Here is an 18365-nt window from a genome sequence, read left to right as displayed (position 1 = left end):
CTGGGTCACAGCGCCGCACGAATCCGGCGCGGCGGCCCAATGACGGGAGGCACCGATGACGGCACGATGGACGGTCAGCATCGACGCAGGCGGCACATTCACCGACGCGATCGCTCGCTCGACGGAGGGTGATACGCGCGTCGCGAAGGTGGCATCAACACCCCACGATCCGGCGCAGGGTCTGCAGCGCGCGATCGAGGCGCTCGCGGCCGAGGGCTTGCCGCTCAGCGACGTCGCGCTGCTGTGCCACGGCACGACCGTCGCGACGAACGCCATCCTTACGGATGGGCTCGCGGATGTGGCGCTCGTGACCACTCTCGGTTTCCGGGATGTCATGGGGTACCGCCAGAGCAGCCGTCCCGACGTCTACAGCCTCACCCCGCGACGCCCCCGCGACCTGGTCGACCGTCGCGCCCGCATCGAGGTCGATGAGCGCATCGGGGGCCGTGGCGAAGTGGTTGTCGCGCTTACCGACGATGAGATCGCGCGGGTCGTGGACGAGGTCGTCGCGCTCGCCCCCTCCGCGGTGGCCGTGAGCCTGCTGTTCAGCTACCTCGAGGACGAGCACGAGCGCCGTCTGGGCGCAGCCCTGCGCGCCGCGCTGCCGGACACTCCGATCTCGGTCTCGAGTGAGATCGTGCGAGAGTTCCGCGAGTACCCGCGCACCGCCACTACCGTGCTCAACGCCGCGCTGCGGCCGGTCGTCGGCGCCTACTTGGGGCGCGCGGAAGCCGCCGTGGTGGAGGCGGGCCTCGATGCGCCCTTCGTGGTGATGCAATCGAATGGCGGAAGCGTGCCGGCCGAGCGCGCCGAGCGCCAGTCGCACCAGCTCGTACTCTCGGGGCCCGCCGGCGGCGTCGCCGGACTTGTGCACCTCGCCGAGGTGCACGGTATCGACAACCTCATCAGCCTCGACATGGGCGGAACATCGACCGACGTCTGCCTCGTGCGCGACGGTCGCGCACCGTTCGCGCGAGAGCAGCGGCTGCAGGATCACACGCTCCTCGCCCCGACCATCGACATCCACACCATCGGCGCGGGCGGCGGCAGCATCGCCTGGCTAGACCCGACGGGGCGGCTCCGTGTCGGCCCGCACTCCGCTCGCGCGGTCCCGGGCCCGGCATCGTACGGACGCGGCGGCGTCGAGCCCACCATCACCGACGCGCACGTCGTGCTCGGCACGCTCGGCGGCGCAGAACTCGCGGGCGGGCTCACGCTCGACCGGGACGCTGCGGTTCGAGCGATGGCGCGTGTCGGGGAACCCCTGGGGCTCTCGCCCGAGGAGACTGCAGAGGCGATCCTCGCGATCGGCCTCGCACACATGGTCCAAGCGGTGCGCAAGGTCAGCGTGGAGCGCGGGCTCGACCCTAAGGAGTTCTCGCTGGTGCCATTCGGCGGTGCCGGACCGCTCCACGCAGGCTTGCTGCTGCGCCACCTGGGCCTCCGCTCGGTCATCGTGCCGCGCCAGCCCGGACTGTTCTCGGCGGACGGTCTGCTCGTCGCCGGTCTGCGGTTCGACGACTCGCGCACGGTGCTCCGGACGCTCGAGCCGCACGCGGTCGCCGATCTCGCCGAGTGGTACGAGTCCGCTGAGGCGATCGGCCGGGCGCAGCTCGAGCTCGACGGCGTGCCGGGTGACGCGATCACGGCGCAAGCATCGGCCGACTGCCGCTATCACGGCCAGGGCTACGAGCTCACCATCCCGATCGAGGAGGCGGACGTGACGGGCCTCGCCGACGTGGCGGAGCGCTTCCACGCCGCGCACGGGGAGCTCTACGGGCACGCGAGCCGCGGCGAAGCGATCGAGCTCGTCACTGTCCGTATGGCGGTCACCGGGGCGTACGCACGTCCTAGCCGCTCCGCAGCCGACAGCGGGGACGCCGTCGATTCGCGCATAGGCCGGCGCGAGGTGCGCATCCCCGCAGAGGGGATGCGCGAGATCGACGTGATCGATCGCGCGCTGCTGCGCGCGGGGGACCGCGTCGACGGTCCGGCGATCATCGCCCAGATGGACTCGACCACCTTCTTGCTGGGCAGACAGCACGCCATCGTCGCCGACGGGGGCGATCTCATCGTGATGGAGGATGACCGATGACTCTCACCGACCAGCCGGCAGTGACGGCAGCGATCGACCCGGTGACCTTCGAGGTCGCCGCCGCGGGCCTGCAGTCCGCGGCCGAGGAGATGGGCAGCGTGCTCAAGCGCTCCAGCTACAGCCCCATCATCCGTGACATGGACGACTTCTCGTGCGCCATCTTCACGGCGGACGGCCACTTGGTCGCGCAGGCCGATTACATCCCCGCGCAACTCGGTGCCATGTCGCTTGTCGTCCAGGCGGTGCTTGCGCGCTGGAACGGCCGCATCCAGCCGGGCGACGTCTACATCTGCAACCATCCATACCTCGGTGCGATGCACCTGCCCGACATCAACATCGTGGCACCCGTGTTCGAGGGGAGCGAGCTCATCGCCTGGACGGGCACTGCGGCGCATCACATCGACGTCGGCGGCGTGAATCCCGGCAGCGAGGGCCCAGAGTTGCAGGACCTGTTCGGCGAGGGGCTCGTCCTCCCGCCGGTGCGGCTCTCGATCGCGGGTGAGGAGAACGACGACGTCATCGCGCTGCTCACCGAGAACATCCGCGATCCTCGCAGCACCATCAGCGATCTCCGAGCGCAGCGCGCGGCCTGCCACCTGGGCTCCGACCGAGTGCTGGAGCTGGCCGAGCGCTACGGAGTGGAGGTGCTGAGCCAGATCATGGCGCGCATGCTCGACTCGGTGGAGCGCGGCGTCCGCACCGCGCTCGACGACCTCCCGGACGGAACGGGGAGCGCCGAAGGCTTCTTGGACGACGACGGGAGGGGCGGTCGCCCGACGCGGATCCACGTGGCGGTGACGAAGCGTGGCGACCGGCTGCACATCGATCTCTCGGGCAGCGACCCGCAGACGGCGGGTGCCATGAACGTGCCGTGGGCGAGCGCCCGGGCCGGCATCGTGTACGCGGTGCGCGCCGTTGTCGCGCCCGACATGGGAGCGAACGACGGGCTCTTGCGAGCGGTCGACATCGTCGCACCAGACGGCATCGTGCTCAACCCGATCGCTCCGGCGGCCGTCTCCATCCGCCACAACACCTGCCAGCGCTTCGCGGACACGCTCATTCGGGCGCTGACAGACCTGTGGCCGAGTAAGGCGGTCGGCAGCAGCACCGTGAGCTTCTTCTGCTTCAACGTCGGTAGCACCGATCCGCGCACCGGCCGACCTGCGGTCATGGCGGATGTCGTCGGCGGTGGCACCGGCGCGTCGTCGCTCGGCGACGGGCTCGATGGCGTGGACACGTACATGTCGAACGTCGGCGTCATGCCCGCGGAGGTGGTCGAGACGAACTACGCCGTGCGCGTTCGCCGCACCGAGTTTGTCCCCGGCTCGCAGGGCCGCGGCCAGTTCAACGGCGGCATGGGGCTGCGCCGTGAGTACGAGATCCTCGACCACGCCCAGCGCGTCACGTTCTACGCCGAGCAGACGCATCCTGACTTCCGCCCCCGCGGTGCGGCCGGTGGCGAGGACGGCAAGTCGACGCGGATCACCTTCGTGGACGAGCAGGGCAGGGAGACCGCCGCGCCGTCGAAGGCTTCCACGACGCTGCCTGCAGGCACGATCGTGCGCGTCGAGACGGCGGGCGGAGGTGGCTACGGGAACCCTGCCTTGCGAAGCGAGGATGACGCCGCAGCGGACCTCGCGGATGGCAGGCTGGAGGCGCGACCGTGACGGCGTCGCATCCGGTCTACAGCGCGACGCACCGGCACGACGTGCGCGAGCTCGACTCCGCTCTGCGCGACGCCGCTCCGGTACCGTTCTGGATCGACGACCTGCCGACCGGGGAAGCGGCTCCTCGGCTTCGGGAGGATGCGACTGCCGATCTGCTGGTGATCGGCGGAGGCTTCGCGGGGCTCTGGACGGCGCTGCAGGCGAAAGAGCCGAATCCCGGTCGCGACGTGCTGCTTATCGAGGCTCGGACGCTGGGCTGGGCAGCGAGTGGCCGGAATGGCGGGTTCTGTGAGGCGAGCCTGACGCACGGCGGCGCGAACGCTCGCATGCGGTTCGAGGACGAGCTGGCAGCGATCCGGGAGGTGGAGCGTGACAACTTCACGGGGTTGCTGGGCACGCTCGACCGATACCGGATGCAGGTCGAGTTCGAGCAGACCGGCGTGCTGCAGACCGCGGTCGAGGAGCATCACGTCGCCGAGCTGCGCGCCGCGGCCACTCCCGAGACGCCGCTGCTGACGGGAGAGGCGCTCGCGAGGTACACGCGAGCGCCCGTGCACCGCGCCGGGCTGCTCAAGCGCGACGGCTATGCGCTGCTGCACCCGGCGCGGCTCGTCCAGGAGCTGCGTCGCGTCTGCGTGGAACTCGGCGTTCGGATCCATGAGGCGACACCCGCGCTGGCGCTGCGACGCGACGGCGATGGCGTCACAGTCCAGGTGCCGGGAGGCGCCATCCGAGCACGACGCGTCGCTCTGGCCTCCAACGGCTTCCGATCGCTGCTGCCGCGCCTGCGGCTGCTGACCCTCCCGGTCTACGACTACGCGCTGATGACCGAGCCGCTGACCGCAGCGCAGCTCGAGGAGATCGGATGGACGGGCAGGCACGGCATCACGGACTCAGGCAGGCAGTTCCATTACGCCAGAAAGAGCGCCGATGACCGCATCCTCTGGGGAGGGTTCGATGCGGTCTACCACCCGGGCGGTCGCGTCCGTGACGAACACGATCAGCGGCCCGAGACGTTCCGACGGCTCGCCGACCACTTCCTCACGACGTTTCCCGCGCTCGCTGGCGTGCGCTTCACGCACAGTTGGGGCGGCATGATCGACATGTCGACTCGACTCGTGGCGAGCCAGGGAACCGCGCTCGGAGGCCGGGTGGCGTACTCGTTGGGGTACACCGGCCTGGGAGTGGCTGCCACGCGATTCGGCGCGGCGACCATGCTCGACCTGCTCGAGGGATCCGACACTGCCCGAACCCGACTGCGGCTGGCGACGGGCCTGCCGATCCCCATCCCGCCCGAACCCTTCGCCACACCGATCGTGCAGACGATCCGGGGTGCCGTCGCGCGTGCGGACGAGCGAGGAAGGCCCGGCCCGCTGCTGACCACGCTTGAGCGCTTCGGCATCGGCTTCGACTCCTGAGATCGTGCCCGCCGCGCACGCGGGTGTGCAACGGCGCACGGAGAAGGGCGCGGATCCGAACCGGATCCGCGCCCTTGCGCCGTGGCGGGCGGCAGCTACTTCGCGACGCCCGGGTGCGTCATCGACAGCAGGTCGAGCGCCTTGTCCATGTCGGCCTCGGTCAGCTCGCCGCGCTCGACGTAGCCGAGGTCGATGACGGCCTCGCGCACGGTGATGCCCTCGGCGACCGAGTGCTTGGCGATCTTCGCGGCCGCCTCGTAGCCGATCAGGCGGTTGAGCGGCGTCACGATCGAGGGGCTCATGCCGGCCAGCGCGGCGGCGCGCTCGACGTTGGCCTCCAGGCCCGCGACGGTCTTGTCGGCGAGCACGCGCGAGGCGTTCGAGAGCAGCCGGATCGACTCGAGCAGCGCCGTGCCCATCACCGGGATCTGCACGTTGAGCTCGAACGAGCCGGAGGCGCCGGCCCACGCGATCGTCGCGTCGTTGCCGATGATGCGCGCGCAGACCATCAGCACGGCCTCGGGGACGACGGGGTTGACCTTGCCCGGCATGATCGACGAGCCCGGCTGCAGGTCGGGGATCTGCAGCTCGCCGAGGCCCGTGTTCGGCCCCGAGCCCATCCAGCGCAGGTCGTTGTTGATCTTCGTGAGCGAGACCGCGATCGTGCGCAGGGCGCCGGATGCCTCCACGAGGCCGTCGCGGTTGGCCTGCGCCTCGAAGTGGTTGCGCGCCTCGGTGATCGGCAGCCCGCTGGAGGCGGCGATCTCGGCGATCACCTTCTCGGGGAAGCCGAGCGGCGTGTTGATGCCCGTGCCGACGGCGGTGCCGCCCTGCGGCACCTCGGCCACGCGGGGGAGCGCGGCCTGGATGCGCTCGATGCCGTAGCGCACCTGCGCGGCGTAGCCGCCGAACTCCTGGCCGAGCGTGACCGGCGTCGCGTCCATCAGGTGCGTGCGGCCGGGCTTGACGGCGTCGGCCCAGAGCGTCGCCTTCTCCTCCAGCGCGCCGGCGAGGTGCTCGAGCGCCGGGATCGCCTGCTCGATGAGCGCACCGGTGACGGCGATGTGCACCGAGGTGGGGAAGACGTCGTTCGACGACTGCGAGGCGTTGACGTGGTCGTTCGGGTGCACCGTGTCGCCGAGGTGCTTGGTCGCGAGCGTCGCGAGCACCTCGTTCATGTTCATGTTCGACGAGGTGCCCGAGCCGGTCTGGTACGTGTCGATCGGGAACTGGTCGTGGTGGGCGCCGCCGATGACCTCGTCGGCGGCCGCGACGATCGCGTCGGCGATCCGGCCGTCGACCGTGCCGAGCTCCTTGTTCGCCAGGGCCGCGGCGCGCTTGATGCGCGCGAGCGCCACGATCTGGGCGGGCTCCAGGCCCGAGCCCGAGATGGGGAAGTTCTCGACCGCTCGCTGCGTCTGCGCGGCGTAGAGCGCGTCCTTGGGCACGCGCACCTCGCCCATCGTGTCGTGCTCGATCCGGTAGTCGACGTCGTTCACTGCACTGCCTTTCACTTGGCTGCTGGTTGCGTTCTGGGTGGCTAGTCGCCGGCGGTGAGCTGCGCGCTCACGGCTTCGGCGAAGGTCTGCAGCTCCGTGTCGTCGGCGGTGCCGCCGATGACCACGGTGGATGCGTCGTGCTCGGTCGTGAGCACGTACGCGAGGTTGCCGGGGTCCTCCGTCGCACGCTGGTCGTACTCGATCCAGGTGGTGCCGTCGATCGTGCGCTCGCCCGTGCGCGTCGCGCCCTCGATCGCGGCGACGAGCCAGGTCGGGTTCGCGTCGATCGCCTGCTGCACGAAGGCGTACTGCTCGGCGGGGGTGATGTAGCCGACGTGCCAGGTGACGATCTGGTCGGCTCCCGTGCGGATCTCGGCCGCGTTCGAGCCCCAGCCCTCCGGCAGCTCCGGCACGATCAGCGGCTGGTTCGAGACGATCTGCGAGGCCTCGGCCGCCGCGGCGACGTCGATCGGCTCGCGCTCGGGCATCGGCGGCCGCACCACCACGAGCACCATCACCAACACGACCCCGAGGCACACCACGATCGCCGCGAGCAGGTTCGTGAAGGTGCGGTTCTCACGGTGCCGTCGCGACGATGCGGCCTTGCGGGCGGCAGCCTCGTCGGGGGTCTCCGGCCGGCCGAGCTCGGCGACGACGCGGGGGTCCTTGCCGCTCATGCCCGATCGGCGCCTTCCGGGTTCTCCGACGCGGTCGAGGCCGACGTGCGGGCGGCGTCGAGGCGCGCCTTGGCGCCCTGCAGCCACTCCTCGCAGCGGTCGGCCAGCGCGTTGCCGCGCTCCCAGAGCGCGAGCGAATCCTCGAGCGTCGCGCCGCCCGACTCGAGCGCCGTCACCACCCGCACCAGCTCGTCGCGAGCCTGCTCGTACGAGAGCTCGGGGACGTCGCTGTTCACGGGGCTGTCGGCTGCATCGGTCACGTGCTCCAGCCTACCGCGCGGCCCGCACATGCAGGATGCTCGCGTGCGACCGCGCGGCCATGTCCGTCGCCGCCGTCACCGGTCGTGGCGCCGGCCTGTCAGGGCTGCGGATGCGCGGCGCGCACCTCGGCGTCGAGGGTGCCGGATGCGAGGGTGACGAGCAGTGCTTCGCCTGCGGTCAGCGTCGCCGCGTCGCGCGCGACAGAGCCGGCTGCGGTCTGCACGACGGCGTAGCCGCGGTCGAGGGTCGCCTGCGGGCTGAGCGCCCGCAGGGTCTGTCGCAGGTGGTCGAGGCGCTGGCCGCCGAGGTCGACGACGCGACCGGTGAGCTCGTCGGCCCGAGCGGTCAGCCGGGCGAGGTCGTCGCCGAGGGACTCGATGATCGTCTCGGGGCGTGCAAGCGAGGGGCGCGTGCGGAACGCCTCGAGCCGCTCCGCCTCGCGGGCGACGTGCTGCGTCACCCTCGCGCGCAGCTGCGCGCGCGCTTGCGCGATGCGGTTGAGCTCCTCCGCGACATCCGGCACCACCCGCTTCGCCGCATCCGTCGGCGTCGACGCGCGCAGGTCGGCGACGTCGTCGAGCAGCGGGCGATCGTTCTCGTGGCCGATCGCCGAGACGATCGGCGTGGTCGCGGCCGCGACCGCGCGCAGCAGCCGCTCGTCGCTGAAGCCGAGCAGGTTCTGGAAGTCGCCGCCGCCGCGGGCGATCACGATCACGTCGACTTCCGGGTCGGCCTCCAGCAGCGCGAGCGCGGCGAGCACCGTCGGCACCGTCTGGTCGCCCTGCACCGCGGCGTGCTCGACGCGGAACTCGACCCCCGGCCAGCGCAGCTGCGCGTTGCGCAGCACATCCTTCTCGGCATCCGAGTCGCGCCCGGTGATGAGCCCGATGCGGTTCGGCAGAAACGGGAGGGGGCGCTTGCGGCCAGCGTCGAACAGCCCCTCCTCGGCGAGCGCGCGGCGCAGCGCCTCGAGCCGGGCGAGCAGGTCGCCGAGGCCGACGTGGCGCATCTGCTGCGTCACCATCGAGAGGGTGCCGGCGCGCGGCCAGTAGTCGGGCTTCACGAGCATCACCGCGCGGTCGCCCTGCTTGAAGTCGCCCTCGATGCGACTGAGGGTCGAGCTCCAGACGTTGAACGAGACCGTGGCGTCGGCGGTGACGTCCTTGAGCTTGCCGAAGACGTTGCCGCGCGAGTTCGACCACTGCGTGATCTCGCCCTCGACCCACAGGTGCCCGAGCCTGCCGATGTAGCCCTTCAGCTCGGCGCCCAGGCGCTCCACGCTCCACGGCTCGTCGGGGGTGCCGGTGATGCGTTCGGCCATCGTGCTCCTCGGTGTCTGCCTCGAAAGTGCGGCGGTGTTCGCTCGCAGCGACCACGGGGCCACCGCGTGCCACCAACGGTAGACTGGGGCGGTGACGATCACGAACGGACGAGTGCCTCTGGACGACCCCCGTCCCGCACTCCGTCGGGGCCGCCTGCAGAATCACCCGGTGGATGGAGCCAAGCGCATCTTGCTCGCGTCGCCGCGCGGCTACTGCGCTGGCGTCGATCGCGCGGTGCTTGCCGTCGAGAAGGCGCTGCAGCAGTACGAGGGCCCGATCTACGTGCGCAAGGAGATCGTGCACAACAAGCACGTCGTCTCGCAGCTGACCGAGCAGGGCGCCATCTTCGTCAACGAGGTCGACGAGATTCCAGAGGGCGAGCGCGTCATCTTCAGCGCTCACGGTGTCAGCCCGGCAGTGGTGCAGGCGGCGGCCGACCGGGGCCTCGACGCCATCGATGCGACCTGCCCGCTCGTGACGAAGGTGCACCGCGAGGCCGTGCGCTTCTCGCGTGACGACTACGAGATCCTGCTGGTCGGCCACGAGGGCCACGAAGAGGTCGAGGGCACCGCCGGCCACGCACCCGACCGCGTCACGATCGTGAACAACCCCCACGAGGCCGACACGGTGCAGGTCAAGAACCCCGACCGCCTCGTGTGGCTGAGCCAGACGACGCTCTCCGTCGACGAGGCCATGGAGACGGTGCGCCGCCTCCGGGCTCGCTTCCCGAACCTGCAGGATCCGCCCAGCGACGACATCTGCTACGCCACCCAGAACCGCCAGGTCGCCATCAAGAAGGTGGCGCCGGAGGCCGACGTCGTGATCGTCGTCGGCAGCGCCAACTCCTCGAACTCGGTGCGCTTGGTCGAGGTGGCGCTCGAGTACGGCGCGAAGGCCGCTTACCGGGTCGACTTCTCGACCGAGATCCAGCAGGAGTGGCTCGAGGGTGCGCGCACGGTGGGCATCTCGAGCGGTGCGAGCGTGCCGGAGGGGCTCGTGCGCGAGGTGCTGCAGGAGCTCGAGGACGCCGGCTACGCCGACGTCGCCGAGGTGCGCACCGCCGAGGAAGACCTCATCTTCTCGCTGCCCAAGGAGCTGCGCCCCAGCCGCAAGCGCTGAGGACGCCTCACGGCGCTGCCGGGGTCGGCGGCGTTGCTCAGCGGTCCTTGAGTTGCCTGTGCAACGGGCGTCGCGCTACCAATTCCGTCGCCATCGCGCTGACGAGCAGTGCGATGCATGCTGCCGCCAATCCACGCAGCGCATCCGCAGCGAAGGAGGGGTGCCAAGCCTGCAGCGCGATGAGACCCGCAGTGTTGCTGATGGCAATGAGGCCGGCGAACCATGCAGTCTCGAGGGTGAGGATCCAACGCAGTGCGATGGGCGCGACACCGCTCACTCGGTAGCTTGCGACCGCAGACTGCCGACCGACGATGGTGAGCGCGAGCAGGCCGCCACCGAGGACGCCGACGAGGAGTGACATCCATCGACTGGGTCTGTCGAGGTGGCGTTGCACTGCGGACGTCGCATCTTGATGGGTGAGCGTGGCGATCACAGGCCCCCCGAAGACTCGTATCTGTGCTGTCGCCGCGGCCAACGCAGACGCACTCTCGGCGCCGGGCTCAAACTCGACCAGGCACCGTTCGCCAGATCGGGCGCTTATGGGCGCAGTAACTGCGATCGCTGCGTCGAGCGGGATTCCCTCTGGTTGGTCCGATCCCGGGACTGCTGCGACCGGGACGTCATCAATGACGACATGGCCAGGATTCATCTGAGCAGCGAGGCCAATGCCGATCACGGCGGTCGACGCCGACAATTCCGGCACGAGCGAAGTGCTCACCTCGACAACCGGGACCCCTAGGCCGGTCGGTCCGACGACCGTACGATGGGAGTTCCAGATGAGGCCCGCGCGGGCGACTTCGGAACGATTCGCGAGCCTCTCACATGAACGTCGATCGATCTGCACCTCAGCCCGCGTGCTGGAGGCGATGACGGCGACTTGGCCACCTGCGGCGGTCAGTACCTGCTGGTCTGCAGTGAAGCTTGCGTGATCGACGGCGGCGACAGCGCTCAACGTCGCGCCGAGTGCGATGACGACGCACGAGAGTGCGACCGTGCCAATGCGACCGCCGGTCGCATTGAGCAACGCCTCACGGACGATCGCCGCGGGCCGTAATCCGTCACGCGCCACGAGCGAGATCCACGACGACGTCGCATGCGGCAATAAGGTGCTGATCGTGGGTGGCCACGACGATCGCGCTGCGAGAGCGCAGGGACCGGAGCAGCGCGACGACGTTCTCAGCATTGGCTCGGTCGAGTCCCGCGGTCGGCTCGTCAGCGAGCACAAGTGGGCGGTCGAGGGCAAGGGCGCGTGCGAACGACAGTCGCTGCTGTTCGCCACCGCTGAGAGTGTCGGCGTCGTTGCGCTTCCTGGGTGCGATGTCGACACGCTGAAGGCACTGGATCGACCTGCGCAGTGCGGCGGTGTCAGAAATGCCCGTCGAAAGTGCTGCGACGAGGACGTTGTCGAGCGTCGTTCGTGCACCCAACGCATTGCCACCTTGCGGTACCCATGCGACGGCGCCGGCTGGCACCGGGATGGCCTGATCGCCGTCGCACCAATCGATGGTCCCCGACTCGATCGGCACGGAGCCCGCGATCGCGCCGAGCAAGGTTGTCTTGCCGCTCCCCGACGGGCCCCGCACGGCGGTGATCGTCCCGGACTTCAAAGTGAAGCTGAGACCGTCCAGGATTCGTGTCGATCCGAGCTCGACAATGACGTCGTGTGCGATCAACCGCATGTCGCCTGGGTTTCTGCAGGTGCCTGAGCGCCGACGCGCAAGACCTGTGAGCCGATGAGCGAGGCCGGCACCACAGACGTGCCACTGACCCCGATCGAGGTGGTGCCCTCGACTTGCACCGCGTTTGTCGCGTCGCCGTCAACGGTGACAACACAAGGCGTCCCATCGTCTGTCGCGATCAATGCTGAGCTGGGGACGACGCCGTACTCTTCTGGTTCGGCCAATGCCCATATGGCCTCCCGATATTGCACTTCAGTTTCCGACGTTCTCGTAGACGGCAGAGAAGCTGCCTGGATTGCCGCCAGCAGCGGAGCCAACCCGGGCTCAGCGATTGCGGTTCCTGAAATGGGGAAGGTGCTTTCCGCAATTGTAAGAACAGTGCTCGCGGTAGACAGGCGCGCGTCGACCGAAGCTCCCTCCAACGGTGCTAGCCGAGCTTCGACGACGGGTGCGGTGAACTCACCGAGTCGACCGCCTTCGGACACGACTGACCCAACCGGGGCCTCGAAGCGGCCCACGGAGGTCTCCGTCGGGTTCGCGAAGAGCACCGACGAAGCGCGGAACACTCCGTCGCGTGGCCAGCCGCCTTCGCCGTTCCGTGCGTCGATCGCGAGCCGAAGAGCTGCGCTGTACCGCTCTCCGGAGCCGTCGACGCCCAGGTGCTCTGCGACGAGTTGGACATCGGTGCCGGTCGACCCCGGCGATACATCGCCGACGAGTGGCGAAGTCGCGACGAACCACCGGACCGCTCGTCGGTCGACCTGCAGGGCGACAGCACCGTTTTCGATGTCTGCCCCGTGCCCGGTCGACGAAGACGTCACGGTGCCGCCGATCGGTGAGATCAGCTCTCGCGACTGACCAGAAACGAGCGTGACAGTGACCGGAGAGGATGCATCATCGACGACGCTGCCGACAGAAACAACCGGGTCCGCCTCGTCGACGATCGCCGCTCGCTCGAAACGGTCTGCGAGAACGAGCGTAGTCGCAACGACGAGAACGGGAACCACCCAGAACGCGATCAGCAGCGCTGCGGCGGTGCGAGGGTTCAACCGGTCTCGATGCCTACGCGTCACGGATCGACAACCTCCGGTGGGTTCGCGAAGCAGGCCTCATCGAGTCCCGCGTCCACGAGCTGGGCATGCTCGTCCTCTACCGTGCCGGCAGGCTGGATGCCTGCGCTCTCGAGGCACTCGCGGACTTGCACGGAGGCGGCCGACGAGTACGCATTCTGGATCTGCCAGGCGATGTCGATCGGCTGGAACGGGGTGTAGCACGTCGACTCTACGCCAGACGTGATCGCGCTTTCGGGCAGTGAGTAGTCGATCACGGTTCCCGTGTCATCGGAGACGCGAAGGGGGTGACCGGCGGCCTCCATGCACGTCGCAAACTGCTGAAACGCCGTGCGGTATTCATGCTCCGTAGTCGCAGATTGCTCGTCGTCGCCCGCTGCGCAGCCTGACACGCCGAAGACGAGCGCGAGAGCTGCGCCCAGGACAAGTTGCCGACTCGATGTGCGCGCTTTATTCCCCTTCGGAGGCAGTCTCAACTCGACAGCGAGAAGTAGGATCGACCGGAGGAACTGCCGTTATGATTCGTCAGAATTTGACCACCAGGGTCTGCACGGTAGGCGTTCGTCGGGTGGTATGTCCATGATGTGTAGTAGGTCGGGCTACCCGCGTACGGCCGGTATGCGATCCGAACCGAAAACTGGCCGCAGTCAAGGAACTCGGTCGTCCGGGCTCCGCCGCCTGGGTAGTAAGTCCCGATCGCCGATGCGCCGCCGGGGCAGCCGATGCCGCCGACGCCGGCGAGAGCGGGCGTCGCACCTGCACCGATTGTCAGGCCAGCAACGGCAATTGTTGTCAAGGCGAGCGCTGCGATCCTGGAACCTATGGCCATGGCCTTCTCCTTTAAAGCCGAACGTGGCCCAAACAGTAGCACCTGGTTGCCGTTGCCTGAGAGCTTGCTTGATCGACGCTGAACCGAGCGGAACGGCCGCACAGTCGCTTGTTGTGCGGCGGTCCCTTCTTTAGGCCGAAAGGCTTGACGGTTATGAACTCCATGCGGTGCGGACGGCAGCGGATCAGCTCCGACGAGTCTTAGGCGGCCTACTTCGCGACGCTCACCCGAGAGCCGCTCCCGCAGAGAAGCGGCAGCGAACCTAGGACGGTTCATCATTCTTCACGGTGCATTCTCGCAATCGGGTCGCAACCATCGCGCCACGAGGAGGTCGAGGGCACCGCCGGCCACGCGCCCGATCGCGTCACGATCGTGAACAACCCCGACTAAGCCGACACGGTGCAGGTGAAGAACCCCGACCGCCTCGTGTGGCTGAGCCAGACGACGCTCTCTGTCGACGAGGCCATGGAGACGGTGCGCAGGCTCCGCATCCGTTTCCCGAACCTGCAGGATCCGCCCAGCGACGACATCTGCTACGCCACCCAGAACCGCCAGGTCGCCATCAAGAAGGTGGCGCCGGAGGCCGACGTCGTGATCGTCGTCGGCAGCGCCAACTCCTCCAACTCGGTGCGCTTGGTCGAGGTGGCGCTCGAGTACGGCGCGAAGGCCGCTTACCGGGTCGACTTCTCGACCGAGATCCAGCAGGAGTGGCTCGAGGGTGCCCGCACGGTGGGCATCTCGAGCGGTGCGAGCGTGCCGGAAGGGCTCGTGCGCGAGGTGCTGCAGGAGCTCGAGGACGCCGGCTACGCCGACGTCGCAGAGGTGCGCACCGCCGAGGAAGACCTCATCTTCTCGCTGCCGAAGGAGCTGCGCCCCAGTCGCAAGCGCTGAGCGGAGCGGCCGCCCTGGCGTGCCACAGCGCCCGTGGGTACGATCGGGCCATGACTGACGCACAGCCGCAGAGCCAGCCGCAGGACGACCAGTGGGCCGAGCAGATGGCCGATGGTGAAGACTACGACGAGTCGATGGGCGAGAGCACCGATTCCGACCGAGTGCTCGCGACCGATGAGCTCGACGAGATCGACGGCGACGACGCTCCCGAAGGCTCAGAAGGCCGCGACGAGGAGTGGGAGGGCGACGACCCCGCCGACATCCCCGACGAGCATGGTGGCACTCAGGCGGGCGTCGACACCGACGACAACGGCGTCGACGACACCGTGATGCCCGAGGGCACCGACAGCATCATCGACGCCGGCGACTGGGAGTAGGGCCACCGCGGTGCGGTCGTTGGCGAGCGGTCGCAACTGAACCGCCTCGGTCACGCAACCGCGCGGGATGCGCCACGTGGACGCATCCGCACCAAGACGCAGAACGGGCGCCTCGCGAAGAGGCGCCCGTTCTTGTCTGCGATGACTACTTGCTCGACCAGCCTGCCGAGCCGAGCTGCTGCGTCGACGAGGCGACGCGCGCCGCCATCGCCGTCTCGGCTGCCTTGCCCCACGAGCGCGGGTCGTAGACCTTCTTGTTGCCGACCTCGCCGTCGACCTTCAGTACGCCGTCGTAGTTCGAGAACATGCTCGAGGCGACCGAGCGCGTGTAGGCGTACTGGGTGTCGGTGTCGATGTTCATCTTGATGACGCCGCTGGCGACCGCGGTGGCGATCTCCTCATCCGACGAGCCCGAGCCGCCGTGGAAGACCAGGTCGAGCGGCTTGGGGCCGCTCTCGGGGCGGCCTGCGCCGAACTTCTCGGCGATGCCCGCCTGGATCTGCCCCAGGAGCTCTGGCCGCAGCTTCACGTTGCCCGGCTTGTAGACGCCGTGCACGTTGCCGAACGTGAGTGCTGCCATGTAGCGGCCGTGCTCGCCGAGGCCCAGCGCCTCGACCATCGCGACCGCGTCGTCGAGCGTCGTGTAGAGCTGGTCGTTGATCTCGTGGCTCACGCCATCCTCTTCGCCGCCGACCACACCGATCTCGACTTCGAGCACCTGGTTGAGGGCATGCGTGCGAGGCAGGATCTGCTTCGCGATCTCGAGATTCTCCTCGAGCGGCACCGACGAGCCATCCCACATGTGCGACTGGAACAGGGGAGCACGGCCGGCCTTGACCTCTTCCTCGCTCGCCTCGATGAGCGGGAAGACGAAGCCGTCGAGGGCGTCCTTCGGGCAGTGGTCGGTGTGCAGCGCGACCTTGATCGGATAGGCCTTTGCGACCTCGGTGACGAAGCGGGCGAAGGCGATCGCTCCGCCTGCGCGGTTCTTCACGCTCTGGCCGGCGAAGAAGTCGGCGCCGCCGGTGGTGACCTGGATGATGCCGTCGGAGCCGGCCTCGGTCAGGCCCTGCAGCACGGCGTTGATCGTCGACGACGACGACACGTTGATGGCGGGGTAGGCGAAGGCGTTCTTCTTCGCCTTGTCGAGCATCTCTGCATACTCTTCTGGCGTTGCGACGGGCATGGCACAGCTCCTGACTCGTCTGGGGCGCGGGCCGTTGACGCGGGCCGCGCGGGATCAGGCTCAGTCTAAGAGGCAGGACGTGCGGATGCGCGGGGTCGCGTCGTGCCGGCCCGGGCCGACAGCGAGTGTCGGCGGCCGCATCTATCGTCGCGGCATGCCGAAGATGATCCGGATTCCCGATTTGCCCGAGTCGGTGCACGCCGCCCTCGCTAGCCGGGCCGACGCACGCGGTCTGTCGTTCAACGCCTACCTGCTTGAGGAGCTCACCCGAATCGCGGCACGCGAGCCTGCAGGGCTGCGCGGCGCGGGCGATGTGCCCGAGCACGGAGGCGAGCCCGGCTGACCGCTGGAGACGTGCATGCGGCGTTCGGGTGGACGGTCTACGCTTCTGGCACGCGCCCTGCCGACGCCGGGTGCGCCCAGGAGGCACGACATGCAGACGAACGATGGGCAGCTGCGCGACGCCATCGTCCGCACGGCACTCGAGCGGATCGTGGCCGCACTCGATGAGGCTCGCGAGGAGCTGGACGAGCTCGACGCCGTCGGTGACGACGGCAACCACGGCACCCACATGCTCGCCGGTGCCACCGCCGCACTCGCCGCCGCTGAGGCCGCGTCCGACGGCGGGGCACTCGCCGCCGCCAGCGATGCCTGGGCGGGCGAAGTGGGCAACGCCAACACGCTCTGGGGCGCGATGGGCAGAGCTGCGGCCGCCGCGATCGTCGACGGGCCGACGGCCATGGTCGATGCCGCGCTGCGCGGCCTCGAGGCCGCCACGGACGCCCATCTGGGCCAGAAGTCGCTCGTCGACACGCTGCTGCCGGCGCTCGGTGACGCCCACGTGCACCTGCAGCGCGGCGAGAGCGGCGCCGATGCCGCCGCCCACGCGGCCGGCGTCGCCGAGGAGGCAGCGATGCAGACCGCTGCCATCGAGGATCGCTTCGACGCCTCCAGCCCCGACCTGGGCTACCCCGACCCCGGGGCCGCCTCGTCGGCGGTCGTCCTGGCCGCGGTCGCGGACGTCATCGCCGAGCTCGAGTGAGACCCTCGCACCTGCGAAGGAACCGCGGGACTTTCGCCGCACGGCATGGCGGCCAGGACGCATCCGCTCACTAGGCTCGAAACAATCCCTGATCCGTTGGAGGACACCCCGTGCCGCAGAGCGACTCGCAGAAGGCTCCCGTCTTCGACAACCCCGACCGCAACCTCGCGATGGAGCTCGTGCGAGCCACCGAGGCCGCCGCCATCCGCGCCGTGCCGTACATCGGCCGCGGTGACAAGAACGCGGCCGACGGCGCAGCGGTCGACGCCATGCGCACCTTCCTCGCCACCGTCGCCTTCGACGGCGTGATCGTCATCGGCGAGGGCGAGAAGGATGAGGCGCCGATGCTCTTCAACGGCGAGCACGTCGGCAACGGCCGCGGCCCCAGCGCCGACATCGCGGTCGACCCGATCGACGGCACCTCGCTCACCGCCGCCGGCCGCCAGAACGCGCTCAGCGTCATCGCGGTCGCCGACCGCGGCACGATGTACGACCCGGTCGACGCGTTCTACATGGACAAGCTGGTCGCCGGCCCCGAGGCGATCGGCGTCATCTCGCTCGACCAGTCGATCGGCGACAACATCCGCGAGTACGCGAAGGCCACCGGCAAGGACGTCGAGGAGATCGTGGTCGCCGTGCTCGACCGCCCGCGCCACGCGGAGCTCATCGAGGAGATCCGCTCGGCCGGCGCCGGCACGCGCCTGATGCGCGACGGCGACGTCGCCGGCGGCATCAACGCCTCCCGCTGGGAGAGCCGCATCGACATCTGCGCCGGGGCCGGCGGCACCCCCGAGGGCGTCATCACCGCGTGCGCGATCAAGGCGCTCGGCGGCTTCATGGAAGGCCGCCTCGCACCGCAGAGCGACGAGGAGCACCGCAAGGTCGTCGCGGCCGGTCACGACCTCACGCGCGTGCTCGGGCTGAACGATCTGGTCGCGAGCGACAACACCTACTTCGTCGCCACCGGCGTCACCGACGGGCAGCTGCTCGACGGCGTGCGCCGCAAGGGGCCGCTCATCCGCACCGAGTCGCTCGTGCTGCGCTCGAAGACGGGCACCGCGCGCCGCGTGATCGCCGAGCACCGCGCCGAGAAGTGGCTCGAGAAGGAGTGGGCGCGCAGCTGACGCACGCCCGATCGCGACCCCGTGGCCCCGGCGGCCGCGGGGTCGCGTCGTCTGCGGCGCGGGCTGCGTCGTCGCGGCGCCGGGCCGCGTCTCTTGCGGCGCTGGCCAC

General features: G+C 69.4%; 18 protein-coding genes and 1 pseudogene. 9 read left to right on the top strand and 10 right to left on the bottom strand.

What is annotated here, in order from left to right:
- The first annotated feature begins 55 nt into the window (after window positions 1–55).
- The 3 genes from BM288_RS01585 to BM288_RS01575 are packed head-to-tail and all read left to right on the top strand — an operon-like array spanning window position 56 to window position 5180.
- Window positions 56–2095, top strand: coding sequence for a hydantoinase/oxoprolinase family protein (locus BM288_RS01585; RefSeq protein WP_092915212.1), 2040 nt, complete (start codon window positions 56–58; stop codon window positions 2093–2095).
- The gene (locus tag BM288_RS01580; RefSeq protein ID WP_092915210.1) at window positions 2092–3762 is read left to right on the top strand and encodes a hydantoinase B/oxoprolinase family protein; all 1671 of its coding nucleotides are present in this window, start codon (window positions 2092–2094) and stop codon (window positions 3760–3762) included. The genes BM288_RS01585 and BM288_RS01580 overlap by 4 nt, the downstream gene beginning before the upstream one ends.
- A complete protein-coding gene (locus tag BM288_RS01575; protein WP_318255272.1) occupies window positions 3759–5180 on the top strand; it encodes an NAD(P)/FAD-dependent oxidoreductase in 1422 nt (473 codons plus the stop codon). The genes BM288_RS01580 and BM288_RS01575 overlap by 4 nt, the downstream gene beginning before the upstream one ends.
- Window positions 5181–5275: 95 nt before the next feature.
- Here the strand turns inward: BM288_RS01575 and BM288_RS01570 are convergent, their stop codons facing one another.
- The 4 genes from BM288_RS01570 to xseA all read right to left on the bottom strand — a co-directional run bounded on the left by BM288_RS01570 (window position 5276) and on the right by xseA (window position 8938).
- The gene (locus tag BM288_RS01570; protein ID WP_092915208.1) at window positions 5276–6679 is read right to left on the bottom strand and encodes a class II fumarate hydratase; all 1404 of its coding nucleotides are present in this window, start codon (window positions 6677–6679) and stop codon (window positions 5276–5278) included.
- A gap of 41 nt (window positions 6680–6720) precedes the next feature.
- On the bottom strand, window positions 6721–7356 hold the full coding sequence (locus tag BM288_RS01565; protein WP_092915206.1) for a DUF4245 domain-containing protein: 636 nt from the start codon (window positions 7354–7356) through the stop codon (window positions 6721–6723).
- Window positions 7353–7616, bottom strand: a complete 264-nt coding sequence (locus BM288_RS01560) for an exodeoxyribonuclease VII small subunit (RefSeq protein ID WP_318255271.1) — start codon at window positions 7614–7616, stop codon at window positions 7353–7355. Before BM288_RS01560 ends, BM288_RS01565 begins: the two co-directional genes overlap by 4 nt.
- 98 nt (window positions 7617–7714) lie before the next feature.
- Window positions 7715–8938, bottom strand: coding sequence for an exodeoxyribonuclease VII large subunit (xseA, locus tag BM288_RS01555; protein WP_092915202.1), 1224 nt, complete (start codon window positions 8936–8938; stop codon window positions 7715–7717).
- A 169-nt stretch (window positions 8939–9107) separates the two neighbouring features.
- On the opposite strand from xseA, the gene BM288_RS01550 reads away from it, so the two are divergent.
- On the top strand, window positions 9108–10058 hold the full coding sequence (locus BM288_RS01550; RefSeq protein WP_177220199.1) for a 4-hydroxy-3-methylbut-2-enyl diphosphate reductase: 951 nt from the start codon (window positions 9108–9110) through the stop codon (window positions 10056–10058).
- A 37-nt stretch (window positions 10059–10095) separates the two neighbouring features.
- Here BM288_RS01550 and BM288_RS01545 read toward each other — a convergent pair whose 3' ends face one another.
- The 5 genes from BM288_RS01545 to BM288_RS14195 form a co-directional block, all read right to left on the bottom strand.
- A complete protein-coding gene (locus tag BM288_RS01545; protein ID WP_092915200.1) occupies window positions 10096–11127 on the bottom strand; it encodes a hypothetical protein in 1032 nt (343 codons plus the stop codon).
- On the bottom strand, window positions 11117–11737 hold the full coding sequence (locus tag BM288_RS01540; RefSeq protein ID WP_092915198.1) for an ABC transporter ATP-binding protein: 621 nt from the start codon (window positions 11735–11737) through the stop codon (window positions 11117–11119). Before BM288_RS01540 ends, BM288_RS01545 begins: the two co-directional genes overlap by 11 nt.
- Complete coding sequence (locus tag BM288_RS14200) at window positions 11728–12786, bottom strand: hypothetical protein (protein ID WP_143102971.1); 1059 nt, start codon at window positions 12784–12786, stop codon at window positions 11728–11730. Before BM288_RS14200 ends, BM288_RS01540 begins: the two co-directional genes overlap by 10 nt.
- 20 nt (window positions 12787–12806) lie before the next feature.
- Entirely contained in the window at window positions 12807–13064 is a 258-nt protein-coding gene (locus BM288_RS01535; RefSeq protein WP_143102970.1) for a hypothetical protein, read from the bottom strand.
- A gap of 215 nt (window positions 13065–13279) precedes the next feature.
- Complete coding sequence (locus BM288_RS14195; RefSeq protein ID WP_143102969.1) at window positions 13280–13636, bottom strand: hypothetical protein; 357 nt, start codon at window positions 13634–13636, stop codon at window positions 13280–13282.
- A 291-nt stretch (window positions 13637–13927) separates the two neighbouring features.
- Between BM288_RS14195 and BM288_RS01530 the strand changes: the two are divergent.
- Both BM288_RS01530 and BM288_RS01525 read left to right on the top strand, forming a co-directional pair.
- Window positions 13928–14527, top strand: a pseudogene (locus BM288_RS01530) (4-hydroxy-3-methylbut-2-enyl diphosphate reductase); the annotation flags it as partial.
- A gap of 50 nt (window positions 14528–14577) precedes the next feature.
- Window positions 14578–14904: a hypothetical protein gene (locus BM288_RS01525; protein ID WP_092915194.1), complete on the top strand. Its 327-nt coding sequence runs from the start codon at window positions 14578–14580 to the stop codon at window positions 14902–14904.
- Window positions 14905–15049: 145 nt separating this feature from the next.
- On the opposite strand, the gene fbaA is transcribed toward BM288_RS01525, so the two are convergent.
- Window positions 15050–16090, bottom strand: coding sequence for a class II fructose-bisphosphate aldolase (gene fbaA, locus BM288_RS01520; protein ID WP_092915192.1), 1041 nt, complete (start codon window positions 16088–16090; stop codon window positions 15050–15052).
- A gap of 154 nt (window positions 16091–16244) precedes the next feature.
- On the opposite strand from fbaA, the gene BM288_RS14190 reads away from it, so the two are divergent.
- The 3 genes from BM288_RS14190 to glpX all read left to right on the top strand — a co-directional run bounded on the left by BM288_RS14190 (window position 16245) and on the right by glpX (window position 18256).
- Window positions 16245–16433 carry a hypothetical protein gene (locus tag BM288_RS14190; RefSeq protein WP_143102968.1) on the top strand — a complete coding sequence of 63 codons (189 nt, stop codon included), beginning with the start codon at window positions 16245–16247 and terminating at the stop codon, window positions 16431–16433.
- A gap of 90 nt (window positions 16434–16523) precedes the next feature.
- Entirely contained in the window at window positions 16524–17132 is a 609-nt protein-coding gene (locus BM288_RS01510; protein WP_177220198.1) for a DAK2 domain-containing protein, read from the top strand.
- 170 nt (window positions 17133–17302) lie between these two features.
- Window positions 17303–18256, top strand: a complete 954-nt coding sequence (gene glpX / locus BM288_RS01505) for a class II fructose-bisphosphatase (protein ID WP_092916151.1) — start codon at window positions 17303–17305, stop codon at window positions 18254–18256.
- Window positions 18257–18365: the final 109 nt, after the last annotated feature.

The sequence above is a fragment of the Agrococcus baldri genome (assembly GCA_900114805.1).
In the GTDB taxonomy this organism is placed as follows: domain Bacteria; phylum Actinomycetota; class Actinomycetes; order Actinomycetales; family Microbacteriaceae; genus Agrococcus; species Agrococcus baldri.
Note: the sequence above shows the minus strand (reverse complement) of the source record. Positions and strands in the feature narration are given on the sequence as shown.